Below are 25608 nucleotides of genomic sequence, written 5' to 3' on the forward strand. Positions count from 1 at the left end.
TGGATGCTTATTTCACTTGCGCTTCCGTGTAGTAGCCGCTGCCGGTGACGAGCACCTGCTTCCAGTTCGCCTTGTCGACGGTGACCGGTTTCAACAGGTAGGACGGCACGACTTTCACGCCGTTGTTATAGGTCTTCGTATCGTTGACGGTCGGCGTCTTGCCGCTCATCATCGCGTCGACCATGTTGGCCGTGACCTTGGCCAGTTCGCGCGTGTCCTTGAACACGGTCGATGCCTGTTCGCCGCGGATGATCGATTTCACCGACGGGATTTCCGCATCCTGGCCCGTCACGACGGGGAACGGCTGCTTCGGCGTGCCGTAACCGACGCCCTTGAGCGAGGACAGGATGCCGATGCTCAAGCCGTCATATGGCGACAGCACGGCGTCGACGCGCGCATTGCCGTAGTAGGCGCTGAGCAGGTTGTCCATGCGGGCCTGCGCCACGGCGCCATCCCAGCGCAGGGTGGCGACCTTTTCCATGCCCATCTGCTTCGAGCGCACCACCAGCTTGCCGCTGTCGATGTAGGGTTTCAGCACCGACAGCGCGCCGTTGTAGAAGAAGTGCGCGTTGTTGTCGTCGGCCGAGCCGCCGAACAGTTCGATATTGAACGGGCCCTTGCCTTCCTTGAGTTTCAGCGCCGATTCGATATAGCCCGCTTGCAGCACGCCGACCTGGAAGTTGTCGAAGGTGGCGTAGTAATCGATGTTTTTCGTGCCGCGGATCAAACGGTCATACGAGATGACCTTGATGCCCTTGTCGGCCGCTTTTTGCAGCACGTTCGACAGGGTGGTGCCGTCGATGGCGGCGATCACCAGCACCTTGGCGCCCTTGGTGATCATGTTTTCCACCTGCGCCAGCTGGTTCGGGATATCGTCGTCGGCAAACTGCAAGTCCGTCTTGTAGCCGCGCTCCTTGAATACCTTGACCATGTTGTCGCCGTCGGCAATCCAGCGCATGGACGATTTGGTTGGCATCGAGATGCCGATTGCGCCCTTGTCTGCGGCGCTTGCCACGGGCATTACCGCCATGCCGGAGATGGCCAGCGCCAGGCTCGCGGTCAGCATTTTCATTGTTGTTTTCATTTCAGGTCTCCACCGTCTTCGATAGTTGAATGTGCCAGGGCCGTCGTCCAGTGGGCGGGCTCCGTGCGAATGGCCGATTGCAGGCCACGGCTGATACTAGTTTGTCCATCCATCCCTCACCAATCACTTTTTTCGCATTGCTGATATCCAAAACGATATCGATGGGTCAATTGATGCAATGCGCCATGGCACGCCGTTCCGCCTGCTGACAGGGCGGAAACGGGGGCTGGATGGCGGCTTTTTTTGGTGCACTGCAATACCAATAATCATCATTCAATTTGGTGATTTTCGTAATTGCGGCGACACAGGGCGGCGCGCAGAATCGGTCCGAACTTGAACACCGGCCATCCCGTCACGACCTTTTGAAAGCTTGCCATGCAGCCGATTTCCCCCGCCTCTTTGTTGCCCGCCGACCTGGCGCAGGCCCTCCTTGTCGGGCGCATCTGGCGTGACGGCCCGTGCGTCGTCGCCGTGCGCGGCGGCGAAGTGGTCGACATCACGCAGACGGTGGCGACGGTGGCCGAGCTGTTCGAGCGCAGCGATGCGCTCGATATCGTCCGCCATGCGCCCGGCATCGCGCTCGGACCCGTGCAGTCGTTGCTGGAGCAGGCGCTGGCCGCGCCGGCCGGCGAGCCGCTGCTGCTGGCGCCGTGCGACCTGCAGGCCGTCAAGGCCTGCGGCGTGACCTTCGCCGTCAGCCTGCTCGAACGGGTGATCGAGGAACAGGCGGGCGGCGACGCGGCGCGCGCGGCGAGCCTGCGCACCGCCCTGCAAATGACATTGGGCGGCGACCTGTCGGCACTGAAGCCTGGCTCGGACGCGGCGCAGCGTTTGAAACAGCAGCTGCAACAGCGCGGCGCCTGGTCGCAATACATGGAAGTGGGCATCGGCCCCGATGCGGAAGTGTTTACCAAGGCGCAGCCGATGTCGTCGGTGGGCTGCGGCGCGCAGGTGGGCTTGCTGCCATCGTCCGCCTGGAACAACCCGGAGCCCGAGATCGTCCTGGCCGTCAACAGCCGTGGCGAGGTGCTGGGGGCGACCTTGGGCAACGACGTCAACCTGCGCGACATCGAAGGGCGCAGCGCCCTCTTGCTGGGCAAGGCCAAGGATAACAACGGCTCCTGCGCCATCGGCCCCTTCATCCGCCTGTTCGACGAGCACTTCACGCTCGACACCGTGCGCGAGGCGGAAGTGTCGCTGCTGATCGAAGGCGCGGACGACGGCTTTGTGCTCGAAGGCGCCAGCTTCATGCGCGAGATCAGCCGCGACCCGCTCGACCTGGTGCGCCAGACGGCAGGCCAGTACCACCAGTATCCGGACGGCTTCATGCTGTTCCTCGGGACCATGTTCTCGCCCGTGAAGGACCGCGGCGCGCAGGGCGGCGGCTTTACGCACCACCTGGGCGACCGGGTGACGATTGCCAGCGCTGCGCTGGGCGCGCTGGTCAACGAAGTGCAGCGCTGCGATGCGATTGCCCCCTGGACGTTTGGCGTGCGCGCGCTGTACCAGAACCTGGCCCAGCGCGGCTTGCTTTGATCCGATTATTTTAAAAAGAGAGACACCATGCAGCATGCAATTTATTCCAGCCTGGCCGGCAAGCGCGTCGTCATCACGGGCGGCGGCACCGGCATCGGTGTGGCCATCGTCGAGGCGTTCGCGCGCCAGGGCGCCCACGTCACCTTTCTCGATATCGCCCGCGAGGCGTCGCTGGCGCTGCAGGACAAGCTGGCCCACCTGCCGCAGCCGCCCGTTTTCCGCTATTGCGACCTGACGGACCTGGGTGCCCTGGCCGCCACCTTCGCCGAGATCGCACACAGCGCGGGCGCCACGGATATCCTCATCAACAACGCGGCCAATGACGACCGCCACCAACTGCAGGACGTCACGCCCGCCTACTGGGACGAGCGCATGGCCGTCAACCTGCGCCACCAGTATTTCTGCGCCCAGGCCGTGGCGCCGGCCATGCGCGCCAAGGGCAGCGGCGTGATTCTCAACCTGGGCTCGATTTCCTGGCATTTGGCGCAAGCGCGCCTGTCGATCTACATGACGGCCAAAGCCGGCATCGAGGGCTTGACGCGCGGCCTGGCGCGCGACCTGGGCGTCGACGGCATCCGCGTCAACTGCATCATTCCTGGCGCCGTGCGCACGCCGCGCCAGGAAAAGCTGTGGCATACGCCGGAAGCGGAAGCCGTGATCCTGCAGGGCCAATGCCTGCAGCTGCGCGTGGAGCCGGAAGACGTGGCGGCGCTGGCGCTGTTCCTCGCGTCGGACAACGCGGCCAAGTGCGCGGGACGCGAATACTATGTCGACGCAGGCTGGTACGGCGCATGAGCACCGCAGGCAAACCCCAGGCGCGGCGCTTCCGCTCGCAGGACTGGTTCGACAATCCCGACCACATCGACATGACGGCGCTGTACCTCGAGCGCTTCATGAACTATGGCATCACGGCCGAGGAGCTGCGTTCGGGCCGGCCCATCATCGGCATTGCGCAAAGCGGCAGCGATATCAGTCCCTGCAACCGCATCCATCTGGAACTGGCGCAGCGCGTGCGCGACGGCATCCGGGACGCGGGCGGCATCCCGATGGAATTCCCGCTGCACCCGATCTTCGAGAACTGCCGCCGTCCCACGGCCGCGCTGGACCGCAACCTTGCGTATCTGGGCCTGGTGGAGATTTTGCACGGCTACCCGATCGACGCCGTGGTGCTGACGACGGGCTGCGACAAGACCACGCCGGCCCAGCTGATGGCCGCCGCCACGGTCGATATTCCCGCCATCGTGCTGTCGGGCGGCCCCATGCTCGACGGCTGGATGGACGGCGAACTGGTGGGTTCCGGCGCGGCCATCTGGAAGGGCCGCCGCCAGCTGTCCGCCGGCTTGATCGACAACGACAAATTCCTGCAGATCGCGGCTGCCTCCGCGCCGTCGGCCGGCCACTGCAACACCATGGGCACGGCATCGACCATGAATGCGCTGGCGGAAGCCTTGGGCATGTCCCTGACGGGCTGCTCGGCCATTCCCGCGCCATACCGCGAACGGGGCCAGATCGCCTATGAAACGGGACGCCGCATTGTCGCCATGGCGCATGAGGACGTGCGCCCGTCGAGCATCCTCACGCGCGAGGCGTTTTTGGACGCGATCATCGTCAACGCGGCCATCGGCGGCTCGACCAACGCCCAGCCGCACCTGATGGCCATGGCGCGCCATGCGGGCGTGGAACTGCACTCGAGCGACTGGATGGAACATGGCTACGACGTGCCGCTGCTGTTGAACATGCAGCCGGCCGGGAAGTATCTGGGCGAGCGCTTCCACCGCGCCGGCGGCGTGCCGGCCGTGATGTGGGAGCTGCAGCAGGCGGGCTTGCTGCATGCGGACCGGTTGACGGTCACGGGCCAGACGATGGCGGCGAACCTGGCCGGACGCGAAAGTACTGATCGCGAGATGATCCGCCCGTTTGCCGCGCCGCTGAAGGAAAAGGCCGGTTTCATGGCCTTGCAGGGCAACCTGTTCGACTTTGCCATCATGAAGACCAGCGTGATCTCGCCCGCTTTCCGCGAGCGTTACCTGTCGCGTCCCGGCAGCGAGGGCGTGTTCGAGGCGCGCGCCATCGTCTTCGATGGTTCTGCCGACTACCACGCGCGCATCAACGACCCGGCGCTCAACATCGACGACAGCTGCATGCTGGTCATGCGCGGCGCAGGTCCCGTGGGCTGGCCCGGTTCGGCCGAAGTGGTCAACATGCAGCCGCCCGACGCCTTGCTCAAGGCCGGCATTCTGAACCTGCCGACCCTGGGCGACGGGCGCCAGTCGGGTACCTCGGACAGTCCCTCGATCCTGAACGCGTCGCCAGAAAGTGCCGTGGGCGGCGGCCTGGCGCTGCTGCGCACGGGCGACATCATCCGCGTGGACTTGAACGGGGGCCAGTGCGACATGCTGGTCGATGCTGGCGAACTGGCGCGCCGCGCGCAGGAACTGCCGCCGCCCGTCAACGACAGCGCCACGCCATGGCAGGAAATCTACCGCGCCAGCGTGGGCCAGCTGGAAACGGGCGCCTGCATGGAGCTGGCGCTGAAATACCGCGCCGTGGGCCAGACCCTGCCGCGCCACAACCATTGATGTAGGTCGAGGTAGGCCGGGTTAGCGCTCCGCGCGTAAGCCGACACCACCACAGACATAAAATTTTTCAGCAGTACCCGCAGTTAAAAAACGTTGTTAATAAAATCCACAAGGAGACACACAATGAACAAGATCATCAGTGCAGCCATCATGACCGCCATGCTGGCATTGACAAGCAGCGCCGCCCTGGCCGATGCGAAAAACCCGAAAATCGGCTTTTCCATCGACGATTTGCGCGTGGAACGCTGGACGCGCGACCGCGATTTCTTCATCGCCGCCGCCGAAAAGCAGGGCGCCAAGGTCTTCGTGCAGTCGGCCGACGCCAGCGAGCAGCGCCAGATTTCGCAAATCGAAAACCTGATCTCGCGCGGCGTGGACGTGCTGGTGATCGTGCCGTTCAACGCCACTGTCCTCAACAACACCGTCAAGGAGGCGAAAAAGGCCGGTATCAAGGTGCTGTCGTATGACCGCCTGATCCTGAACGCCGATATCGATGCGTACATCTCGTTCGACAACGAGAAAGTGGGCGAGATGCAGGCCGAAGGCGTGACCAAGCTGCAGCCGAAGGGCAATTACTACCTGCTGGGCGGCTCGCCGACCGACAACAACGCCAAGATGCTGCGCGAAGGCCAGATGAAGGTATTGAAACCGTTCATCGACAAGGGCGATATCAAGATCGTCGGCCAGCAGTGGGTGAAGGACTGGAGCGCCACCGAGGCGCTGTCCATCGTGGAAAACGCGCTGACGGCCAACGGCAACAAGATCGACGCCATCGTCGCCTCGAACGACGGTACGGCAGGCGGCGCCATCCAGGCCCTGGCCGCGCAAAAACTGGCCGGCAAGGTGCCGGTCTCGGGCCAGGACGCCGATCTGGCGGCCGTGAAACGCGTCATCGCCGGCACGCAGTCGATGACCGTCTACAAACCGTTGAAAACCATCGCTGCGGAAGCGGCCAAGCTGGCCGTGCAACTGGCGCGCAATGAAAAGCCGGCTTACAACTCCAGCTATGACAACGGCCTGAAAAAGGTCAGCACGGTGCTGCTGAAACCAACGCCGCTGACCAAGGCGAATGTGAACATTCTCGTCGATGACGGTTTCTATACCAAGGCGCAGCTGGGTAATTGATCACCCGCTTGATGTCGGCTTGCGCGCTGCGCGCTAAGCCGACCTACGATTGCCCGCACCGGCCGTTATCCGACAATCGCCGGCACCGGAAACGCCGGTGGTGGTGTCGGCCGTCCGCACCGGCCGTAGGTTGGATTAGCGGCGCCATGGGCGCCGCGTAATCCGACATTTCCCCGTATCCGCAACGAGAGTGAGCATGTCCGACTATCTGCTTGAAATGAAAGGCATCGTCAAACAGTTTGGCGGTGTCCGCGCGCTTGACGGCATCGACCTGCAGGTGCGGGCCGGCGAGTGCATCGGCCTGTGCGGCGAGAATGGCGCCGGCAAGTCGACCCTGATGAAGGTGTTGTCCGGCGTGTACCCGCACGGCACCTGGGATGGCGAGATCCTGTGGGATGGCCAGCCCCTGCGCGCGCAATCGATCCGCGACACGGAAGACGCGGGCATCATCATCATCCACCAGGAACTGATGCTGGTGCCGCAGCTGTCCGTGGCCGAGAATATCTTCATGGGCCGCGAGCTGACCCTGCCCGGCGGGCGCATGCACTACGCGGCCATGTACAAGCGCGCCGACGAGCTGCTGCGCGAACTGAAAATTCCCGAACTGAACGTGGCGCAGCCCGTGATGAATTACGGCGGCGGCCACCAGCAGCTGGTGGAAATCGCCAAGGCGCTCAACAAGAATGCGCGCTTGCTGATCCTCGACGAGCCGTCGTCGTCGCTGACGGCGTCGGAAATCGCCGTGCTGCTCGATATCCTGCGCGCGTTGAAGGCCAAGGGCGTCACCTGCATCTACATTTCGCACAAGCTCGATGAAGTGGCGGCCATCTGCGACACCATCGTTGTCATCCGCGACGGCAAGCATATCGCCACCACGCCGATGGCGCAGATGAACGTCGAGCGCATCATCGCGCAGATGGTGGGCCGTGAAATGAGCCAGCTGTATCCGCAGCGCGCGCAGCCGGCACCTATCGGCGAAGTGCTGTTCGAGGCGCGCCACGTGACCTGCATCGACGCCGACAACCCGCAGCGCAAGCGGGTCGACGATGTGTCGTTCACCCTGCGCAAGGGCGAGATCCTCGGCATCGCCGGCCTGGTGGGAGCGGGGCGTACGGAGCTCGTCTCGGCCCTGTTCGGCGCCTACCAGGGGCCGTGCCAGGCCGAAGTGTGGCTCGATGGCCGCAAGATCGATACCCGCTCGCCGCAAAAGGCCATCGCCATGGGCCTGGCCATGGTGCCGGAAGACCGCAAGCACCACGGCATCGTACCGGACCTCGACGTGGGGCAGAACATCACCCTGGCCGTGCTGGAGGAATTCGCGCGCGCCACGCGCATCGATGGCGAGGCGGAGTTGACGGCCGTGCGCGGCGAGATCGCGAAGCTGGAACTGAAGGCGGCCAGCCCGTCGCTGTCCATTACGAGCCTCTCGGGCGGCAACCAGCAAAAGGCCGTGCTGGCCAAGATGCTGCTGACGCGTCCGCGCGTGCTGATCCTCGACGAGCCCACGCGCGGCGTCGACGTGGGCGCCAAATATGAAATCTACAAATTGATGCTGGCGCTGGCCGACCAGGGCGTGGCCATCATCATGGTCTCGTCGGAACTGGCCGAAGTGCTGGGCGTGTCCGACCGCGTGCTGGTGATGGGCGAAGGCCGCCTGCGCGGCGACTTTATCAACGATGGCCTGAGCCAGGAAACCGTGCTGGCGGCCGCGCTCGACCAGCGCCCGGCGCCCGCCGCCAACACCGCAAACAAGGAAACCGCAGCATGAAACCGCACAGTATCAAACAGCTGTTCACCCAATACAAGATGCTGGCACTGCTGATCGCCGTGGCGCTGATCTGGGCCTTCTTTTCGTGGAAGACGGAGGGCAGTTTCCTCACGCCGCGCAACCTGTCTAACCTGCTGCGCCAGATGTCCGTCACCGGCATCCTCGCCTGCGGCATGGTGCTGGTGATTATCGCCGGCGAGATCGACCTGTCGATCGGCTCCCTGCTGGGGCTGCTCGGCGGCATCGCCGCCGTGCTGGACGTGACGCAGCATTGGCCGCTGGCGCTGAACCTGGCGGCCGTACTCGGCTGCGGCCTGGTGATCGGTTTGCTCAATGGCTATCTGACGGCGTACCGGGGCATCCCGTCCTTCATCGTCGGGCTGGGCGGCATGCTGGCGTACCGCGGCATCCTGCTGGGCATCACGGGCGGCATCACGATCGCGCCCGTCTCCGAGCCGATGGTCTACCTGGGGCAGGGCTACCTGCCCGCGGTGCCCGGCATCGTGCTGGGCATCGGCCTGTTCCTGCTGGCCGCCTTCCTGACGTGGCGCGCGCGCGCCAGCCGTGCCCAGCATGGCTTGCCGCAGACGGCGCCCTGGGCCGACGGCTTGCGCCTGGCCGTCATCGGCGCCGTGCTGTATGCCTTCGTGCAAACCCTGAACGGCTATGAAGGCATCCCGCTGCCCGTGCTGTTGCTGCTGGCCTTGCTGGGACTGTTCAGCTACATCACGAGCCAGACCGTGTTCGGCCGCCGCATCTATGCCGTCGGCAGCAATATGGAGGCGACGCGCCTGTCCGGCATCAACGTGAAAGCCGTCAAGCTGTGGATCTTCGGCATCATGGGCCTGATGTGCGCGCTGGCGGGCCTGATCAATACGGGCCGACTGGCGGCCGGTTCGCCATCGGCCGGTACCTTCAGCGAACTCGACGCGATCGCCGCCTGCTTCATCGGCGGCACCTCGATGCGCGGCGGCTCGGGCACCGTGTACGGCGCCCTGATCGGCGCGCTGGTCATGGCCAGCCTCGATAACGGCATGTCCATGCTGGACGTGGACACCTACTGGCAGATGATCGTGAAAGGCAGTATCCTCACCCTCGCCGTGTGGGTCGATGTTAGCACGCGCGCCGGACGCCGATAGCGGGGAACCTCGACAAACCTACTGCGCGTCCCACTATCGCCTCTGCGTTGCTCAGCGTACCTCCGTACGCTTGCGCTACTCAAGGCGATATTGGACCGCTCGCTACGGTTTTTCGAGGCCCCGAAAGGCCTTGCCGCCACATGGAGGAGACACCAGCATGAAATTGCCGACCGCGCACCGGATCGCGCTGCTGTTTAACGGGAACAAAATCTACGACCGCGACATCATCGCGGGTATCGCCGCCTACCTGAACACGACGCGCGTGTCGTGGGACCTGTTCCTGGAAGAGGACTTTCGCTGCCGCCTGCCCGGCATCGAGCGCTGGCAGGGCGACGGCATCATCGCCGATTTCGACGATCCCGCCGTCTGCGAGGCGCTGGCGCACAGCCGCCTGCCCGTGGTGGCCGTGGGCGGCTCGTATGCGCTCGCCGAGGATTACCCGGCCGGCATCCCGTACGTGGCGACCGATAATTTCAAGATCGTCAAGCTGGCCTATGAACACCTGGTGGAAGCGGGCTTGAGCCGCTTTGCCTGTTTCAGCCTGCCCGAGGCCGATGTCAACCGCTGGGCGCAGGAGCGCGAAACGGCGTTTTGCGCCTTGATGGAGCGCGACCACATGCGCGCCGACGTGTACCGGGGCGTCGCCACCAGCGCACCGTCGTGGGACGAAGCGGTGGAGCAGCAGATCGCCTGGCTCAACAGCCTGGAAAAACCCGTCGGCATCATCGCCGTCAGCGACGCGCGCGCGCGCCAGCTGCTGCAAGCGTGCATGCACGCGGGGATCGCCGTGCCGGAGCAGGTGGCCCTGATCGGCATCGACAACGACCCGCTGGCGCGCATGCTCACGCGTATTCCCTTGAGTTCCGTGATCCAGGGCACGGAGGAAATGGGCCGCACGGCCGCGCATCTGCTGCATCAGATGTTGAATGGCGCGCGCCTGTCCGGCACGCGCATCCTCGTGCCGCCGGCTGGCCTGAACGTGCTCGCTTCCACGCGCCACCAGCCTTTCCAGCATCCGCAGGTGATGCAGGCGCGCCATTTTATTCGCCAGTACGCTTGCCAGGGCATCAAGACGGAGCAGGTGGCCGATTACGTGGGCGTGTCGCGCTCCTCGCTCGAAGCGCACTTCCGCCACGAGCTGGGGCGCAGCGTGCACGATGAAATCCTGCATTTCAAGCTCGATGCGGCCAAGACCCTGCTGGCGCGCGGGCCGGGGCAGGTGGCCGAGGTGGCCGTGCGTTGCGGCTTTACCACGGTGCAGTACATGCATGCCGTCTTCAAGCGCGAACTCGGTTGCACGCCGCGCGAATTCCAGCAGCGCAGCCGGCCGCCGCCAGCCCCCGGGCAGGCGCCATGATGCATCTGCTGCGTAATGCGCGCGGCATGCGCGTGGCCATCGATGCGCACGATGCCAGCGTGCGGGCCTGGTGGGCGCCCGACCGCTATGGCCGCCTGGCCGACGTGCTGGGCGCCACGCCCCTTGCGGCACGCTCGTCCACGGCCTGGCAGTGCGCGCCGCCGGACGACGGCCACTTGCTGCTGCATCTGGCGCATGACGGCCTGTCGGTGCGCCTGGCCTACCGGCTCGACCAGGATGGCAGCCTGCACCTCGACTGCGTCGCCACGGCCGAGACGGTTTCCCGTTTTGCGCTGGCCGCGCCCCTGTTCAATCTGCAGGGCGGCCGCGCCGCCGTGGGCGACCATGTGCTGCGCCTGGCCGCCGACCGCTACTGGCCCGGCGGGCATTCGTGCAGCGCTCCGCTCGATGTGGCGGGCAGCGCCTTCGACTTCCGCCAGCCGGCGCCGCTCGCTTCACGCCTGGCCTGGCCCGCGCTCGTGCACTTGCCGGGATTCCGGCATGACTTTTACTGGACGGGCAGCGGCCAGCTGCGCGAGGCGGCGCGGGTGGCGGACCCCGCTTCCGGCCGGGTCCTGCGTTTTTCCAGCACCCAGGACAGTTGCCATTTGTATTCCGATGCGCGCTGTTTTTCCCTGCTGGCGCAGGGTGTGCAATTGCAGCCGGGACAGGTCAGGCGCTTCAATCTTGCCTACCGTTTGGGCGTGCAGGATATCGATGCGTTTGACATATCCGAACCGGTATCAATGATGTCAAATAAGTGATTGGTCAGATATGCGGGGCAGTTCTACCATGGGGTAGTTTTTCCCTCATTCATTTTTGTCCTGACCGACGCTGCGAACCTGCCCATGAACATACTCACCATCGATGCCGGCACCACCAATACGCGTACCTTGCTGTGGCGCGCAGGCGCCGTCGTCGCTCAGGCGCAGCTGGAAACGGGCGTGCGCAATACCGCCATCGATGGCCATAACGGTGCGCTGAAACAGGCGCTGCGCGACACCATCGCCAGCGTGCTGGCCAGCGCCGGCATCGCGCCGTCCGACGTGGACCTGGCGCTGGCCTCGGGCATGATTACCTCGCCCATGGGTGTGCGGGAAGTGCCGCACTTGCCGGCGCCCGCCGGCCTGGCCCAGCTGGCGCAAGGCATGCAGGCGGTGGACTTGCCCGATGTGCTGGCGCAGCCCCTGTGGCTGATTCCCGGCGTGCGCAACCAGCATGGCGCCGTCGGCTTGCACAACGTCGAGGCGATGGACATGATGCGCGGCGAAGAGACGGAAGTCGTCGCGCTGCTCGAGCGCCTGCAGTTGCGGGGCGCGGCGACCCTGATCATGCCCGGCTCGCATACCAAGCTGATCAGTGTGGACGAGCAGCGCCGCATCCTCGGCTGCAGCACCACCATCGCGGGCGAGCTGCTGCAGGCGATCACGCAGCACACCCTGATCAAGCAATCGGTCGATGGCGGTTTTGCGCAAACCCTGGTGCCGAAAATGCTGCTGGCCGGCGCGGCCGCGGCGCAAAAAACGGGGCTGGCGCGCGCCTGCTTCAGCGTGCGCACCCTGGGCCAGTTCAGCGCCATCGAATGCAATGAGCGGGCCAATTTCCTGATGGGCGCCGTCCTCAGCGGCGACCTGCTGGCGCTGCGCAACAGCACGGCCATCCAGATGCGGCCCGATACCCCGCTCGTCATTACCGGCAAGCCCATGCTGCGCCAGGCGCTTGGCTTGCTGATCGAAGAACACGGATTTTTTTATGGCAAGCGCATCATCGTCGACGACCAGCAGCAAGCTAATCTGGCCGGTCACGGTGCGCTGCTGATCGCCGCCGCGCGCGGCTTGATTTCCCCGCAGGAGACAGTATGAGCAGCAACAAGAACAAGCGCCCCTTGCGTTCGCAATCGTGGTTTGGTGGCGACGACAAGGACAGTTTTATTCACCGCAGCTGGATGAAGAACCAGGGCTATCCCAGCGACGCCTTCGATGGCCGTCCCGTCATCGGCATCTGCAATACCTGGTCCGAGCTGACGCCCTGCAATGGCCATTTCCGCGACCTGGCCGAGATGGTCAAGCGCGGCGTGCTCGAGGCGGGCGGCTTCCCCGTCGAATTTCCCGTGATGTCGCTGGGCGAGACGAATCTGCGCCCGACGGCCATGCTGTTCCGTAACCTGGCCAGCATGGATGTCGAGGAATCGATCCGCGCCAACCCGATCGACGGCGTGGTGCTGCTGACGGGCTGCGACAAGACCACCCCGGCCCTGCTGATGGGCGCGGCCAGCGTGGATTTGCCCACGATCGTGCTGTCGGGCGGCCCCATGCTGAACGGCAATTACCGCGGCAAGCCGATCGGCTCGGGCACCGACGTGTGGAAGTTTTCCGAAGACGTGCGCGCCGGGCGCATGACCTCGGCCGAATTCAAGCAGGCCGAATCGTGCATGTCGCGTTCCGCCGGCCACTGCATGACCATGGGCACGGCTTCGACCATGGCCAGCATGGTCGAAGCGCTGGGCGTGACCTTGCCCGGCAACGCGGCCATTCCCGCCGTCGATGCGCGCCGCAAGCTGCAGGCGCAGCTGACGGGCCGGCGTATCGTCGACATGGTGCATGAAGACCTGAAACTGTCGCAGATCCTCACGCGCGAAGCGTTTGAAAACGCCATCATGGTCAACGGCGCCATCGGCGGCTCGACCAATGCCGTGATCCATTTGCTGGCCATCGCCGGGCGCATCGGCGTGGATATGCGCCTGGGCGACTGGGATCGCCTGGGCCGCGACATTCCCTGCCTGCTGAACCTGATGCCGTCGGGCCAGTACCTGATGGAAGATTTTTACTATGCGGGCGGCCTGCCCGTGATCATCCGCGACCTGCTGGGCAAATTGCATGGCGAGGCGCTCACCGTCACGGGCGCGACCATGGCCGTCAACGTGGCCGAAGCGGAAAATTTCAATCCCGAGGTGATCACGCCGCTGGCGCAGCCATTCAAGGACGAAGGCGGCATCGCCGTCCTGCATGGCAACCTGGCCCCGCGCGGCGCCGTCATCAAGCCATCGGCGGCCTCGCCCGAGCTGATGCAGCACCGGGGCCGCGCCGTCGTCTTCAACAGCATCGAGCACTACAAAAAGCGCGTCGACGATCCCGCGCTCGATATCGATGCCAGCTGCGTGATGGTGCTGCAAAATTGCGGCCCGCAGGGCTATCCGGGCATGGCCGAAGTGGGCAATATGGGACTGCCGAAAAAACTGCTGGAGCAGGGCGTGCGCGACATGGTGCGCATCTCGGACGCGCGCATGAGCGGCACGGCCTACGGCACGGTGGTGCTGCACGTGGCGCCGGAAGCGGCCGTGGGCGGGCCGCTGGCCCTGGTGCGCGATGGCGACATGATCGAACTGGACGTGGCGGGACGCCGTTTGCACCTGGACGTCGACGAAGCGGAGCTGGCGCGCCGGCGCGCCGAGTGGAGCGCCCCGCCGCCGGCCATGAAGGGCGGTTATCAGTCGATGTACATCAAGCACGTGACGCAGGCCGACGAAGGCGCGGATCTGGACTTCCTCGTCGGCTGCCGGGGTTCGGCAGTTCCGCGCGAGTCTCATTGATAACGCACGATCAAACCTGCTGCGCGTCGTCATTTGCGGCCTCGATGCTCACTGTGCTCAAGCACAGTTGCGCGTCTCGGCCACAACTGACTTCCGCTCGCGACAGTTTTATCATGCGTTATACAGAGTTAAAGGAAAAAAAATGATGGGGACACAGGCGCAATTACTGGTCGATGCGCAAAACTTCCTGGGCGAGGGCGTGCGCTGGTGCGAACGCAGCGGCCGCGTTATCTGGACGAATATCGAAGGCTGCCAGCTGCATGCGCTGGTGCTGGCCACGGGCGAGCGCCAGAGCTGGGACATGCCCGAGCGCCTGGCGTGTTTCGCGCTGACGGACAGCGACGACGTGCTGCTGCTGGGCCTGGCCTCCGGACTGGCCTGGTTTGACGCGCGCAGCGGGGCCGTCACGCGCTTGCACACGGTGGAGGGCGACTTGCCCATGACGCGCCTGAACGATGGCCGCTGCGACCGCCAGGGACGCTTTGTCTTCGGCACGCTCGATGAGCGCCCGTGCCGCGATGCGATCGGCAGCTTTTACCGCCTCAACCTGGACTTGACCCTGGAGCGCTTGCCGCTGCCGCAGATCGCCATCTCGAACAGCATCTGCTTCAGCGTCGATGGCACGGCCATGTATTTCTGCGATTCGATGAAGAGGGCGATCTACCGCTGGGACGATTACCTGGGCGGCGACGCGAGCCGGGTGCGCGTGTTTGCCGTACTCGATCCGGGGCCGGGCGCCGCCGATGGCGCCACCATTGATGCGGATGACTACCTGTGGAGCGCGCAATGGGGCGCCGGCAGGGTCTTGCGCTTCGCGCCGGACGGCAGCGTCGAGCGCAAGATCAGCCTGCCCGTTTCACAGCCCAGCTGCGTGAGCCTGGGCGGCCCGCACTACGACGAATTGTTCGTCACGACGGCGCAGGAGAATTTGACCCCGGCCCAGCTGGCGAGCGAACCTCTGGCCGGCGGATTGTTTCATGCGCGCCAGATGGGCGTGCGCGGTTTGCCGGAAGTGCGCTTTGGCGCCCTGCCGGCCTGACAGGAGAGAGCATATGCAAAAACACACGGTTTTCAATGGCATCCTCGAACGGGGCATGGTCGGCATCGTGCGCGCCGACTCGCCCGATGCGGCGCTGCAGATCGCCGAGGCGTGCATCGCCGGCGGCATCACGGCGCTGGAAGTGGCGTTCACCACGCCCGACACCCTGGGCGTGCTGCGCACCTTGCGCGAACGCCATGGCCATGACGTGCTGCTGGGCGCGGGCACGGTGCTCGATACGGAGACGGCGCGCGCCGCCATCCTGGCCGGCGCCCAGTTCATCATTTCGCCTAGCGTCAACGTGGACACCATCGCGCTGTGCCAGCGCTACCAGGTGCTGTCCATGCCGGGTGCGATGACGCCGACGGAAATCGTCACGGCCCTGCAGGCGGGTGCCGACATCGTCAAGGTCTTCCCCGCCGAGATGTTCGGCCCCGCCTACATCAAGGCCCTGCGCGCGCCCCTGCCGCAAGCGCCATTGATGCCGACGGGCGGCGTGACGGTGGAGAACCTCAATGAATGGTTTGCCAGCGGCGCCGTGGCCGTGGGCATCGGTAGCAGCCTCAGTGGCCCGGGCGCCACGGGCGATTACGCGGCCGTGACGGCGCGCGCGCAGGCTTTCGTGGAGAAGATGGCGGCCGTGCGCAAGGCTAAGTCTTCTGGCTAGCTCCCGGCGGGACGGGAATCTGCTACGCTAGGCGGGCAATGTCGCACGCTTCATAGACCAGAATATGTCCAACATCGCCCGCATCCTGCAAGACAGCCGCATCATCGCCATCGTCGGCATGTCCGACAAGCCCGAACGCGCCAGCCATGAAGTGGCCGACTACCTGCTGCGCCATGGCTACCGCGTGCTGCCCGTCAATCCGGCCCTGGCCGGGCGCGATGTGCTGGGGCAGCGCGCCTACGCCAATCTGACGGAGGCGGCGGCCGCTGTCGCGCCGGCACGCATCGACATCGTCGACTGCTTCCGCAAATCCGAAGACATCGTGCCCATCGCCGAGGAAGCCATCGCCGTCAAGGCCGGCTGTCTGTGGCTGCAGCTCGACATCGTCAACGAGCAGGCGGCGCAGCTGGCGCGGGCGGCGGGCCTGGACGTGGTGATGGATCACTGCACAAAAATCGAGCACCGCAAGCTGGCGGTGGCGGCATGAAGGCGCGCACGCAATTTCGCGCCGGCAAGGGCTTCGAGCTGAACGAGGATTTCGCCGGCAAGCGCCTGCTGGGCGCCGCCACCAAGGCGGCGAACAAGAAGCTGACGCCGGCCCAGTGCAAGGCCATGGACCGCGAGGAAACCGTGGCGCTGACGGCGCAGATCGCCGAGTGCCAGAGCATGCTGTACGCGCAGCACAAAAAGAAGGTGCTGCTGGTCTTGCAGGGCATGGATACGTCGGGCAAGGATGGCACGGTCAAGGCCATCTTCAGCAACATCAACCCGATGGGCATCCGCGCCATCGCGTTCAAGGGCCCTACCGATATCGAACTGGCGCACGATTACCTGTGGCGCGTGCACCAGCACGTGCCCGTGAAGGGCGAGATCGCCATCTTCAACCGCAGCCATTACGAAGATGTGCTGATCACGCGCGTGCAGGACATGATCGACAAGGCCGAATGCCAGCGCCGCTACGCGCAGATCCGCGATTTCGAGCGCATGCTGAGCGAAACGGGCACCGTCATCCTGAAAATCTTCCTGCACATCTCGAAGGATGAGCAACGGGGACGGCTGCAGGAGCGGCTTGACGATCCCGACCGCCAGTGGAAGTTCGACCCCAACGATATCGCCCAGCGCAAGAAGTGGGATGGCTACCAACGCGCCTATGAAACGGCGATCCGCGAGACGGATGCCGATCACGCGCCGTGGTATGTGGTGCCATCGAACTCCAAGACGCAGCGCAATCTCGTGGTCGCGTCCCTGCTGCTGGAAACCCTGCAGGGCATGAAGCTGGAATACCCGGCGCCGGACCCGAAACTGTCGTCTTTCAAGGTCGAGTAGAGCTTGAGCGAGTTCCGCGCATGCGCCTGCGGAATCGGCCGCGCTGTGGCATAGTATCCCTCGTCGATAATTCAAACCAGACCGGAGATCCATATGCTGCAGTTGAAAGATCCTACCTTGTTGCGTCACCAGGCTTACGTGAATGGAGCCTGGGTCGATGCCGATGGTGGCCAGACGATTAATGTGAACAATCCCGCCACGGGCGAACATATCGGCACGGTGCCCCTGATGGGCGCAGCCGAGACGCGCCGCGCCATCGAGGCGGCCAATGCCGCTTGGCCCGCCTGGCGCAAGAAGACGGCCAAGGAACGCGCGGCCGTGCTGCGCCGCTGGCATGACCTGATCCTGGAAAACGCCGATGACCTGGCGCTGATCATGACCACCGAGCAGGGCAAGCCCCTGCCGGAAGCGAAGGGCGAAGTGCAGTTCGGCGCTTCGTTCATCGAGTGGTTCGCCGAAGAAGGCAAGCGCGTCGCGGGCGAGACCCTGCAGTCGCCATGGCCGGACCGCCGCCTGGTCGTCACCAAGGAGCCGATCGGCGTGTGCGCCGCCATCACGCCATGGAACTTCCCCGCCGCCATGATCACCCGCAAGGTCGGTCCGGCCCTGGCAGCCGGCTGCCCGATGGTATTGAAACCGGCGGAAGCAACGCCGTTTTCCGCGCTGGCGCTGGCCGTGCTGGCCGAGCGCGCGGGCGTGCCTGCTGGCGTGTTCAGCATCGTCACGGGTGCGCCGAAAGACATCGGCGGCGAAATGACGTCGAACCCCATCGTGCGCAAGCTGACGTTTACGGGCTCGACCCAGGTGGGCCGTTTGCTGGCCGAGCAGTGCGCGCCGACGATCAAGAAACTGTCGCTGGAACTGGGCGGCAATGCGCCGTTCATCGTCTTCGATGACGCCGACCTGGACGCGGCAGTGGAAGGCGCCATCGCCTCGAAATACCGCAATGCGGGCCAGACCTGCGTCTGCGCCAACCGCCTGTACGTGCAGGACAGCGTATATGACGCGTTTGCCGACAAGCTGGTGGCGGCAGTGGCCAAGCTGAAGGTCGGCAATGGTATCGAGGCTGGTGTCACGCAAGGCCCGCTGATCGACGTCAAGGCCGTGGCCAAGGTGGAAGAACACGTGGCCGACGCGCTGGGCAAGGGTGGGCGCCTGCTGGCTGGCGGCAAGCGCCATGCGCTGGGCAATGGCTTCTTCGAGCCGACTATCATCGCCGACGTGACGAACGACATGCGCGTGGCCACCGAGGAAACCTTCGGCCCGCTGGCGCCCCTGTTCCGCTTCAAGACGGACGATGAAGTGATCGGCCTGGCCAACAACACGGAATTCGGCTTGGCTGCCTACTTCTATTCGCGCGACATCGGCCGCATCTGGCGTGTGGCCGAAGGCCTGGAAACGGGCATGGTTGGCGTGAACACGGGCCTGATCTCGAACGAGATCGCCCCCTTCGGCGGCGTCAAGCAGTCGGGCCTGGGCCGTGAAGGGTCGACCTACGGTATCGAAGATTACCTGGTCATCAAATACATCTGCATGGGCGGTATCTAGAATGCTTGATTAAATCTACTGCGCGGCGCGCTTTCCGGCCTGCGATGCTCACTGTACTAAAGTACAGCTGCGCTTCTTAGCCAGAAATCGTTGCCGCTCGCTACGATTTTCTCAAGCATCCGTGACGTCCGTTATCGACGGCTGTTGCGAGCAGATCCTAACCTGTCCAGCATGCCCTTGACCGCTTCCATCTGCGTGCCGCTCTTGCGGTAGAAATCCGGGTCGATCGGATTGATGCTGGTGTAGCCCCAGAAATCCCAGCAGCCCTTCGGGTTGTACGGGTAGACGGGGCTCGGTTCTGCCTGCGGATACAGCACGATGATCTTGTTGGCGTCCGCTACCTGGTTGTAGCCGGTGCTGGTATAGAAACGGTCGCCGATGGCCTGCGTCGTTTGCAGGCAGCCGTGGAATACCACGTGCACGCGGCAGCTCTCGCTGCTGCAGGCTTTCGGGATGTAGGCGTAGCCCGTGTTGTTCATGCTCGAGTAGGCGTTCTGGATGAAGCTGCGCTGGTTGAAGGCGATCAGCTTGCCCGTCAGGGTAGTCGACGACGGCTGCAGATCCGGGTACAGGTGCTGCAGGATGTCGCGCGCCTGCGTATAGTCGCAGTCGTTGATGAACGGCGACTCCGTCACGGCGCAAGGCTTGTCGGCGTTGCTGTCGGTGAGGATGGCGTGGCCCGCGCCTAGCGTGTCGATGAAGCGGATCTGCGCCGCCGGCGTACCCGCCAGTTGATAGAATTTCCCCACCTGCTCCACCACCGGCCGCGTCACGGTCTGGTCTTTCGTTCCGCTGAACAGATATACGCGCTGGCGTTTCAGGTTGGCCGTGTCGTCGATGAGACGCTCGCGCGCAAAATCGTTCGCCGCGCGCAGCAATTCGCTGGCGACAGGCGGCGCCACCTGCGCGCTGCCCGGGTTCATGCAGGTGCTCAAGGCATTCGTCAGGTAGGGAATGTAGGGGAAGCGGCCCGGCTGGCCCGAGCAGAAATACGGGCCGCCCGCGATGATGCCGGCGCCCGCCACCGTGGCCGAGTAGGCGACGGCAAACTGCGCCGCCATGAAGCCGCCCGAGGACAGGCCGGACACCGTGGTCTGGCTCAGGTCAGCCTGGTAGGCGGGCAGGGCGGGGGCATCCTTGGTTGCGGCGGGCTTGACGGCTTTGGCCGTCGTGGCGGCGTGCGCGCCGCCTGGCGCCAGGATGAGCAGGCTGGCGGCCAGCAGGGCGGTGGTTAGTGTTGTCAGGTGCGCGGTCAGGTGCGGGAAGGGCATGGCGGCTCCACAAGGCAGGGAAAGGGACAGGAAGGCCGAGCATAGGTAAAAAAACTGTGCGCTGGGCAAGTACTGCATGGTCATTGATGTCGCTCAAGCCATCGCTGTTGTTGTCCGTCTTGTACGCACGCGCGGCGTTTGACATAGAATGGTTTTTTCCGTTCAACCATGGTGCCCTTCATGTCCAAGACTCTTGCCCAGCTGTTTGCATTGACCACCCTTGCCGCCGGCGCCAGCCTGGCCATGCCGGCCCATGCCGCCGACACCGCGCCAGCTGCTGCCGCGCCAGCCGCCTGCCCGGCCATCCTCAAGCAGACTTTCAACCGCCTGCAGGATGAAGCGCCGCAAAACCTGTGCCAGTACGCGGGCAAGGTCGTGCTGGTGGTCAATACGGCCAGTTATTGCGGTTTTACCAATCAATATGAAGGGCTCGAGGCGCTGTACGCCAAGTACGGCAGCAAGGGCCTGGTGGTGCTGGGCTTCCCGTCGAACGATTTTGGCAAGCAGGAGCCCGGTAACAGCAAGGAAATCGCCGATTTCTGCTACAACACCTATGGCGTGAAGTTCCCGATGTTTTCGAAGTCGGTCGTCTCCGGCCCCGCGCCGAACCCGCTGTACGTGGACCTGATCAAGCAGACGGGCAAGACCCCGGCCTGGAATTTCCATAAATACCTGATCGACCGCCACGGCAAAGTGGTGGAAAGCTTCCCCAGCAAGGTGACGCCGGACGACAAGAAACTCGTTGGCGCGGTGGAAAAAGCGCTGGCGCTGTAAGTTGCTGATACCCAAGCAGGCTTGAACGCCTGCTTTTTTTTAATGCCGCGCTTGTCGTCTTGCCATCATTGTCCTAAGCTGGTTGTTCGCGTTTGTCACAACAAAGGAGAACATCATGGCGTATGTCGATGGATTTGTCGTGCCCGTACCGAAAGCCAAGCTCGATGCCTACCTGGCCATGTCGCGCAGTTGCGGCGCCGTGTGGCGAGAGTACGGCGCGCTGGAATTTCGCGAATGCGTGGGCGACGATGTCAAGCCGGGCAAGCTGACCTCGTTCCCGCAGGCGGTGGACTTGCAGGATGGCGAAGTGGTGGTGTTTTCATGGATCGTGTATGAGTCGCGCGCCAAGCGCGATGAAATCAACGACAAGGTCATGAAAGACCCGCGCCTGGCCGAGATGATGGACCCGGCCAAGCTGCCGTTCGATGGCAAGCGGATGATCTACGGCGGCTATGAAATGCAGGTGGATATCAAATAACCAGCTTCGCGGGGATCGCCCCGCGCAGCGCATTGCACACGACGATCGCTTCGGCCCGCGCCAGCATGGCGCGCGTGATGATGGTTTCCTGCGCGTTCCAGGCAGGATCGGCCAGCATGGCCGCGCGCTGCACGCCGGGCAGCAGTCCGCAGGACAGGGGCGGCGTGTGCCAGCGGCCGTCCAGCTTAATGAAGACATTGCTGCGCCCGCCCTCCGTCAGCTCGCCACGCTCGTTAAAGAACAGCATGTCGAAGCCGCCTTGCGCCTCGGCCGCGCGCCAGGCCGCGTCATAGCGCGCGCGCACGCTGCTCTTGTGGCGCAGGAACAGATCGCCGGCCGTCGTTGTATCGGGCGCCAGCATGACGTTGACCGTCCCCGGCAAGGCGCTGAGCACGCCGCTTTGCGTCGTCAACTGGCCATCCTGGCGCAGCGCCAGGCGCAGGCGGAAAGGGACATTGTCGGGGCGTGCCGCGCAAGCCGCCTGCAGCGCGGCGCGGGCAGCGTTGGCATCCCAGCTAAAACCGAAGTAGGCGCAGGAGGTGGCCAGGCGCGCCAGGTGGTGCTCCTGCAGGCGGCAACCATGGTCGCGGCTGGCGTGCAGGGTTTCGAACAGTTCGAAGTCGTTGCTCAGGCCCGTCAGGAAGCGGGCCTTGAGCTGGCATTCCGCAAATTCCTCGTGCGGGTCGCTGTCGAGCACGATGCCGGCGCCCACGCCCATCTCGCCACGCCGGATGCCATCAGGGTCGGCCGGTTGCAAGGCCAGGGTGCGGATCGGCACGGACATGCAGAAGTCGCCCACGGCGTGGGCGGCGCCGGCGGCTGGCGGATCGAACCAGCCGATGGCGCCCGTATAGATGCCGCGCGGCGCGGGTTCCAGTTCGGCGATGATTTCCATGGTGCGGCGTTTCGGCGCGCCCGTGATCGAGCCGCACGGGTACAAGGCCTGGAAGATGCCGCTTAGCGTTGCGTCGGCGCGCAGGCGCGCCTGCACGGTGGACGTCATTTGCAGCACGCTGCTGTAGCGCGTCACCTCGAACAGGGCCGGCACCTTGACGGAGCCCGTGACGGCGATGCGGCCGATGTCGTTGCGCAGCAGGTCGACGATCATCAGATTTTCCGCGCGGTTTTTTGGGTCGCTGGCCAGGGCGGCGGCGCGGCGTGCGTTTTCTGCCATTTGCTCAGGCGGGGCGGCCGGCGCCGTGCCCTTCATGGGACGCGCCGTCAGTTCGCCCTGCGCGTGGCGCACGAACAGCTCCGGCGACAGCGACAGCAGGGCGCCGCCATCGGGCAGCATCACCAGCGCGCCGTAGGGCACGGGCTGGCGCGCGCGCAGCCGCGCATACAGGGCCAGGGGTGAGCCGAAGGCGTCGAAGCGCAAACGGTACGTGTAGTTGACCTGATAGGTGTCGCCGGCCACGATGTAGTCGTGGATGCGGTGCAGCGCGCGCGTGAATTCGGCTTGATCCACGTTCGCGCGGATACCGGCCACGCCGGCCGGCGCGGCGTCCGCGTCGACGCGAGAGTCCAGCCACTGCGCCACCTCGTCCTGCGACAGCTGCGTGCAATGGTCGAAGACGAGCACTTGCGCCAGCGGCGGCGCGTCAAGGCCGGCCGCGCGCGGCGGCATGGCCAGCAAGTGCGCACCCAGTTCGTAGCTGCACACGCTGACGGCGTACTGGCCGCGTTGCAAGGCCTCTTGCAGCCCTTCGAGCAGGGCCGGCCACTGTTGTCCCTCGGTGCACTGCAAGACCGCCGCCAGGCCCGTGTACAGGCGCGAACCGGCGCCGGGTGTGCTGGCGTCGTCGAGCAGGGCGAAGCAGTCGGTATGCATGGGGACAGCTGCGGCGGTGACTTACCCCAGCAGCATGGCGATTTGCAGCGCCGCTTCCTGGGATGGATTGATCTTGAAGCCGCTCTTGGCGTAGCGGTGCCAGCGTCCGATGACGAAGCTGACGATCAGGGTGGCGCGCGCCGCCACTTCGCTTTCCTTGCCATGGCCTTCGGCGGCGGCCACGCGCAAGGCCTGCTTGAGCGCCAGTTCCACGCGGTCGTAGAACTGGTTCATGCGCACTTGCAGACGCTCGTCCTCATTGACCAGCGCATCGCCGATCAGCACGCGCGTCATGCCCGGATTGCTGATGGCGAAATTGAGCAGCATGCCGATGATGTCGCGCGTCTGCGTCATGCCATCGCTGTGTTTTTCCGCGATCTGGTTGATCAGGCCGAAGACGCTCGACTCGATGAATTCGATCAGCCCTTCGAACATTTGCGCCTTGCTGGCGAAATGGCGGTACAGGGCCGCTTCCGATACGGTCAGTCTGGCCGCCAGTGCGGCGGTGGTGATCTTTTCGCCTTTCGGCTGCTCCAGCATTGCGGCGAGGGCCTGAAGAATTTGTAGCCTGCGTTGGCCCGGCGGTGTGCTTGCCATATTTTCTCTTGTCGTTAAAAAAAATGCTGCCTTGATGGGGAGGTCCGTCACCGCCGCTAGCGGTGCGGCTTCCAGTGTCAACCGGAAGCCCAGGAATCCCCTTCAACGCAGACGGTGAAGGCGGCGTGCCAAATGCCGGACAGATTTTACTTTGACATCGACGTAAGCGGGGCGATTTAACGCCATGGGCAGCTTCGCCACGCCGATCGGATCGGCCATTTTCAGGTATTGCGTGATCCAGGCCGTGCGCAGGCCCAGTTTTTTCGCACCCTTGAGGTTGGCCAGGGTGTCTTCCACCAGAATGCAGCGGCCGGGGCGGATGTGGTGCTTGCGCATCAGTTTGCGCAGCATCAGGGTCGATGGCTTGGGCCGCAACTGGCGGTGCACATGCATCGCCTCGATGGCGACGTGGTGTGAAAAGTGCCGGCGCAAGCCCAGGTGGCGCATCACGTCGCTCGAATAGCGCAGCGGCGCGTTGGTGAGTAAAATTTTACGGCCAGGCAGGCGTTTGAGTAAAGCCCCCAGGCCCCGCTCGGCGCGTATCATCGCGCGCAAATCGTCGAACGCATGCGTCTCGTGCAGAAAATGCGCGGCCTGCACCTGATGGTGCTTGACCATGCCCAGCAAGGTGGCGCCATAGCGGCGCCAGTAGGCCGCGCGCGCCGCATTGACGATGGCGTCGTCGGCCGGCGTCACGCCGTCGCCCAGTACGCGGGCAATATACGTGTTCATATTGGCCGTGATGGTGGGGAAGATGGCGTGCGAGGCATTGTGCAGCGTGTTGTCGAGGTCAAACAGCCAGACCGGCGACGAGCGGTTAAGATGGGACACAGGCACAGGAGTCTTTGCTAGCGAGAGAAGATGAAAAATTCAACAATCAGGAAAACCATGCGACGCCAGATTATAGTGATGTTTTGCGGATTATTCTTGCTGCCGTTGCAGGCGGCCTTGGCCGAAGCGCCTTCCGTGGCGCAAAAACGGGGCGCCCTGTTCAAGGTGCAGGACGCCAGCCACACCCTGTATCTGTTCGGTACCATCCATGTCGGCGCGCCCGACTTTTATCCGCTCGAGCCGACAGTGACGCAGGCATTGAACGGCGCCGGCGCGCTGGCGCTGGAGATCGATCCCGGCGCCGATCCGCGCAAGGCCGTCAGCGCCGTGCTGAAATACGGCATGGAGGCGCCAGGCAGCAAAGTGCCGCCTGACTGCCGCCAGACCCTGGCGCCGCGTCTGGCGCCGCTGTTGCAAAAATACGGCATCGCGCCCGCAGCGGTGGCGCCGATGAAGCCGTGGATGCTGGCCAGCGTGCTGGCCATCGGCGAATTTTCCACGCTTGGCTACCGCTCCGACCTGGCCGTCGACAGTTATCTGTCGCAGCAAGCCAAGGCGCGCAAGATCCCCGTGGTGGAACTCGAATCGATGGAAGGCCAGATGGCGCTGTTCGGCGCCATGTCGCCGCTCGACCAGTGCCGCTTCCTCGAAGACGGCGTGGCGTCGATCGAGGACCAGGAACAAAGCCAGGAAGCGCGCGAGATCGCCGATGCGTGGCGCAACGCCGACGCTGCCGCCTTCGACAAGCTGGCGGCAAAGGCGGCAACAGACCCCTCGTTCGCCGCGCAGTTCGTGCAAAAGGTGCTGCTGGACGGCCGCAACCCGGCCCTGGCCGACGGCATCGCCAACTTGCTTGCGCGCGAAAAGTCCAGCCTGGCCGCCATCGGCGTGCTGCACCTGGTGGGCGACAAGAGCGTGCCGGATTTACTGCGTAAACGCGGATTGAAGGTCGAGCGGGTGTATTGAGTTTTGACGACAGAAGGCAGAAGAGATAGCGCTAGCTCAGCCGCGCAAGACACGCGGCAGAGCAGATGGAAAAGTGTTCAGGGCAAGGCGGACTGACGAAGAC

General features: G+C 64.5%; 23 protein-coding genes. 18 read left to right on the top strand and 5 right to left on the bottom strand.

Going from position 1 to position 25608, the window contains the following annotated elements; genetic code table 11:
• Window positions 1–7: 7 nt before the first annotated feature.
• On the bottom strand, window positions 8–1030 hold the full coding sequence (gene chvE / locus OPV09_RS01740) for a multiple monosaccharide ABC transporter substrate-binding protein (protein WP_223278970.1): 1023 nt from the start codon (window positions 1028–1030) through the stop codon (window positions 8–10).
• Between the two features lie 429 nt (window positions 1031–1459).
• Here chvE and OPV09_RS01745 point away from each other — a divergent pair, with 429 nt between their 5' ends.
• The 15 genes from OPV09_RS01745 to gabD all read left to right on the top strand — a co-directional run bounded on the left by OPV09_RS01745 (window position 1460) and on the right by gabD (window position 18757).
• Window positions 1460–2620, top strand: coding sequence for a fumarylacetoacetate hydrolase family protein (locus tag OPV09_RS01745; protein ID WP_338680311.1), 1161 nt, complete (start codon window positions 1460–1462; stop codon window positions 2618–2620).
• Window positions 2621–2647: 27 nt separating this feature from the next.
• Complete coding sequence (locus OPV09_RS01750; protein WP_338680312.1) at window positions 2648–3415, top strand: SDR family oxidoreductase; 768 nt, start codon at window positions 2648–2650, stop codon at window positions 3413–3415.
• Window positions 3412–5199 (top strand): IlvD/Edd family dehydratase, encoded by a 1788-nt coding sequence (locus tag OPV09_RS01755; RefSeq protein WP_338680313.1) that lies wholly within the window; start codon window positions 3412–3414, stop codon window positions 5197–5199. Before OPV09_RS01750 ends, OPV09_RS01755 begins: the two co-directional genes overlap by 4 nt.
• 150 nt (window positions 5200–5349) lie before the next feature.
• Entirely contained in the window at window positions 5350–6324 is a 975-nt protein-coding gene (xylF, locus tag OPV09_RS01760; protein WP_139143382.1) for a D-xylose ABC transporter substrate-binding protein, read from the top strand.
• A gap of 196 nt (window positions 6325–6520) precedes the next feature.
• Window positions 6521–8092 carry a D-xylose ABC transporter ATP-binding protein gene (gene xylG, locus OPV09_RS01765; protein WP_219310077.1) on the top strand — a complete coding sequence of 524 codons (1572 nt, stop codon included), beginning with the start codon at window positions 6521–6523 and terminating at the stop codon, window positions 8090–8092.
• Window positions 8089–9231: a sugar ABC transporter permease gene (locus OPV09_RS01770; RefSeq protein ID WP_034783811.1), complete on the top strand. Its 1143-nt coding sequence runs from the start codon at window positions 8089–8091 to the stop codon at window positions 9229–9231. Before xylG ends, OPV09_RS01770 begins: the two co-directional genes overlap by 4 nt.
• 157 nt (window positions 9232–9388) lie before the next feature.
• Complete coding sequence (locus OPV09_RS01775) at window positions 9389–10588, top strand: DNA-binding transcriptional regulator (protein ID WP_338680314.1); 1200 nt, start codon at window positions 9389–9391, stop codon at window positions 10586–10588.
• A complete protein-coding gene (locus tag OPV09_RS01780) occupies window positions 10585–11352 on the top strand; it encodes a hypothetical protein (RefSeq protein WP_338680315.1) in 768 nt (255 codons plus the stop codon). Before OPV09_RS01775 ends, OPV09_RS01780 begins: the two co-directional genes overlap by 4 nt.
• Before the next feature lie 84 nt (window positions 11353–11436).
• Window positions 11437–12450 (top strand): 2-dehydro-3-deoxygalactonokinase, encoded by a 1014-nt coding sequence (locus tag OPV09_RS01785; RefSeq protein WP_338680316.1) that lies wholly within the window; start codon window positions 11437–11439, stop codon window positions 12448–12450.
• Entirely contained in the window at window positions 12447–14177 is a 1731-nt protein-coding gene (gene araD, locus OPV09_RS01790; RefSeq protein ID WP_058049351.1) for an L-arabinonate dehydratase, read from the top strand. The genes OPV09_RS01785 and araD overlap by 4 nt, the downstream gene beginning before the upstream one ends.
• 142 nt (window positions 14178–14319) lie before the next feature.
• Window positions 14320–15216 (top strand): SMP-30/gluconolactonase/LRE family protein, encoded by an 897-nt coding sequence (locus OPV09_RS01795; RefSeq protein WP_425324017.1) that lies wholly within the window; start codon window positions 14320–14322, stop codon window positions 15214–15216.
• A 13-nt stretch (window positions 15217–15229) separates the two neighbouring features.
• Window positions 15230–15883, top strand: a complete 654-nt coding sequence (locus OPV09_RS01800; RefSeq protein ID WP_338680318.1) for a bifunctional 2-keto-4-hydroxyglutarate aldolase/2-keto-3-deoxy-6-phosphogluconate aldolase — start codon at window positions 15230–15232, stop codon at window positions 15881–15883.
• Between the two features lie 64 nt (window positions 15884–15947).
• Window positions 15948–16370 carry a CoA-binding protein gene (locus tag OPV09_RS01805; protein WP_070303249.1) on the top strand — a complete coding sequence of 141 codons (423 nt, stop codon included), beginning with the start codon at window positions 15948–15950 and terminating at the stop codon, window positions 16368–16370.
• Entirely contained in the window at window positions 16367–17209 is an 843-nt protein-coding gene (locus OPV09_RS01810; protein WP_128140751.1) for a PPK2 family polyphosphate kinase, read from the top strand. Before OPV09_RS01805 ends, OPV09_RS01810 begins: the two co-directional genes overlap by 4 nt.
• 93 nt (window positions 17210–17302) lie before the next feature.
• Window positions 17303–18757, top strand: coding sequence for an NADP-dependent succinate-semialdehyde dehydrogenase (gene gabD / locus OPV09_RS01815; RefSeq protein ID WP_338680319.1), 1455 nt, complete (start codon window positions 17303–17305; stop codon window positions 18755–18757).
• A 131-nt stretch (window positions 18758–18888) separates the two neighbouring features.
• Here gabD and OPV09_RS01820 read toward each other — a convergent pair whose 3' ends face one another.
• Complete coding sequence (locus tag OPV09_RS01820) at window positions 18889–20028, bottom strand: extracellular catalytic domain type 2 short-chain-length polyhydroxyalkanoate depolymerase (protein ID WP_338680322.1); 1140 nt, start codon at window positions 20026–20028, stop codon at window positions 18889–18891.
• A gap of 180 nt (window positions 20029–20208) precedes the next feature.
• Between OPV09_RS01820 and OPV09_RS01825 the strand changes: the two genes are divergently transcribed.
• Both OPV09_RS01825 and OPV09_RS01830 read left to right on the top strand, forming a co-directional pair.
• Window positions 20209–20802, top strand: coding sequence for a glutathione peroxidase (locus OPV09_RS01825; protein ID WP_035828486.1), 594 nt, complete (start codon window positions 20209–20211; stop codon window positions 20800–20802).
• A 115-nt stretch (window positions 20803–20917) separates the two neighbouring features.
• A complete protein-coding gene (locus OPV09_RS01830; RefSeq protein WP_046681873.1) occupies window positions 20918–21280 on the top strand; it encodes a DUF1428 domain-containing protein in 363 nt (120 codons plus the stop codon).
• Here the strand turns inward: OPV09_RS01830 and pabB are convergent.
• The 3 genes from pabB to OPV09_RS01845 all read right to left on the bottom strand — a co-directional run bounded on the left by pabB (window position 21273) and on the right by OPV09_RS01845 (window position 24545).
• Complete coding sequence (pabB, locus tag OPV09_RS01835) at window positions 21273–23111, bottom strand: aminodeoxychorismate synthase component I (RefSeq protein WP_338680323.1); 1839 nt, start codon at window positions 23109–23111, stop codon at window positions 21273–21275. The two genes, OPV09_RS01830 and pabB, sit on opposite strands and share 8 nt — an antisense overlap.
• A 21-nt stretch (window positions 23112–23132) precedes the next feature.
• Window positions 23133–23708, bottom strand: coding sequence for a nucleoid occlusion factor SlmA (slmA, locus tag OPV09_RS01840; RefSeq protein WP_034752791.1), 576 nt, complete (start codon window positions 23706–23708; stop codon window positions 23133–23135).
• A 102-nt stretch (window positions 23709–23810) separates the two neighbouring features.
• A complete protein-coding gene (locus OPV09_RS01845) occupies window positions 23811–24545 on the bottom strand; it encodes a pyrimidine 5'-nucleotidase (RefSeq protein WP_080698605.1) in 735 nt (244 codons plus the stop codon).
• 90 nt (window positions 24546–24635) lie between these two features.
• Between OPV09_RS01845 and OPV09_RS01850 the strand changes: the two genes are divergently transcribed.
• Entirely contained in the window at window positions 24636–25505 is an 870-nt protein-coding gene (locus OPV09_RS01850) for a TraB/GumN family protein (RefSeq protein ID WP_338680327.1), read from the top strand.
• Window positions 25506–25608 lie beyond the last annotated feature (103 nt).

This window comes from Janthinobacterium sp. TB1-E2 (assembly GCF_036885605.1).
GTDB classification, from domain to species: domain Bacteria; phylum Pseudomonadota; class Gammaproteobacteria; order Burkholderiales; family Burkholderiaceae_D; genus Janthinobacterium; species Janthinobacterium aestuarii.

Bases quoted from the DNA above. Each gene is read 5' to 3' on its own strand.
- chvE (WP_223278970.1), bottom strand. From the start codon at position 1,030: ATGGCGGTAATGCCCGTGGCAAGCGCCGCAGACAAGGGCGCAATCGGC.
- OPV09_RS01745 (WP_338680311.1), top strand. From the start codon at position 1,460: ATGCAGCCGATTTCCCCCGCCTCTTTGTTGCCCGCCGACCTGGCGCAG.
- OPV09_RS01750 (WP_338680312.1), top strand. From the start codon at position 2,648: ATGCAGCATGCAATTTATTCCAGCCTGGCCGGCAAGCGCGTCGTCATC.
- OPV09_RS01755 (WP_338680313.1), top strand. From the start codon at position 3,412: ATGAGCACCGCAGGCAAACCCCAGGCGCGGCGCTTCCGCTCGCAGGAC.
- xylF (WP_139143382.1), top strand. From the start codon at position 5,350: ATGACCGCCATGCTGGCATTGACAAGCAGCGCCGCCCTGGCCGATGCG.
- xylG (WP_219310077.1), top strand. From the start codon at position 6,521: ATGTCCGACTATCTGCTTGAAATGAAAGGCATCGTCAAACAGTTTGGC.
- OPV09_RS01770 (WP_034783811.1), top strand. From the start codon at position 8,089: ATGAAACCGCACAGTATCAAACAGCTGTTCACCCAATACAAGATGCTG.
- OPV09_RS01775 (WP_338680314.1), top strand. From the start codon at position 9,389: ATGAAATTGCCGACCGCGCACCGGATCGCGCTGCTGTTTAACGGGAAC.
- OPV09_RS01780 (WP_338680315.1), top strand. From the start codon at position 10,585: ATGATGCATCTGCTGCGTAATGCGCGCGGCATGCGCGTGGCCATCGAT.
- OPV09_RS01785 (WP_338680316.1), top strand. From the start codon at position 11,437: ATGAACATACTCACCATCGATGCCGGCACCACCAATACGCGTACCTTG.
- araD (WP_058049351.1), top strand. From the start codon at position 12,447: ATGAGCAGCAACAAGAACAAGCGCCCCTTGCGTTCGCAATCGTGGTTT.
- OPV09_RS01795 (WP_425324017.1), top strand. From the start codon at position 14,320: ATGATGGGGACACAGGCGCAATTACTGGTCGATGCGCAAAACTTCCTG.
- OPV09_RS01800 (WP_338680318.1), top strand. From the start codon at position 15,230: ATGCAAAAACACACGGTTTTCAATGGCATCCTCGAACGGGGCATGGTC.
- OPV09_RS01805 (WP_070303249.1), top strand. From the start codon at position 15,948: ATGTCCAACATCGCCCGCATCCTGCAAGACAGCCGCATCATCGCCATC.
- OPV09_RS01810 (WP_128140751.1), top strand. From the start codon at position 16,367: ATGAAGGCGCGCACGCAATTTCGCGCCGGCAAGGGCTTCGAGCTGAAC.
- gabD (WP_338680319.1), top strand. From the start codon at position 17,303: ATGCTGCAGTTGAAAGATCCTACCTTGTTGCGTCACCAGGCTTACGTG.
- OPV09_RS01820 (WP_338680322.1), bottom strand. From the start codon at position 20,028: ATGCCCTTCCCGCACCTGACCGCGCACCTGACAACACTAACCACCGCC.
- OPV09_RS01825 (WP_035828486.1), top strand. From the start codon at position 20,209: ATGTCCAAGACTCTTGCCCAGCTGTTTGCATTGACCACCCTTGCCGCC.
- OPV09_RS01830 (WP_046681873.1), top strand. From the start codon at position 20,918: ATGGCGTATGTCGATGGATTTGTCGTGCCCGTACCGAAAGCCAAGCTC.
- pabB (WP_338680323.1), bottom strand. From the start codon at position 23,111: ATGCATACCGACTGCTTCGCCCTGCTCGACGACGCCAGCACACCCGGC.
- slmA (WP_034752791.1), bottom strand. From the start codon at position 23,708: ATGGCAAGCACACCGCCGGGCCAACGCAGGCTACAAATTCTTCAGGCC.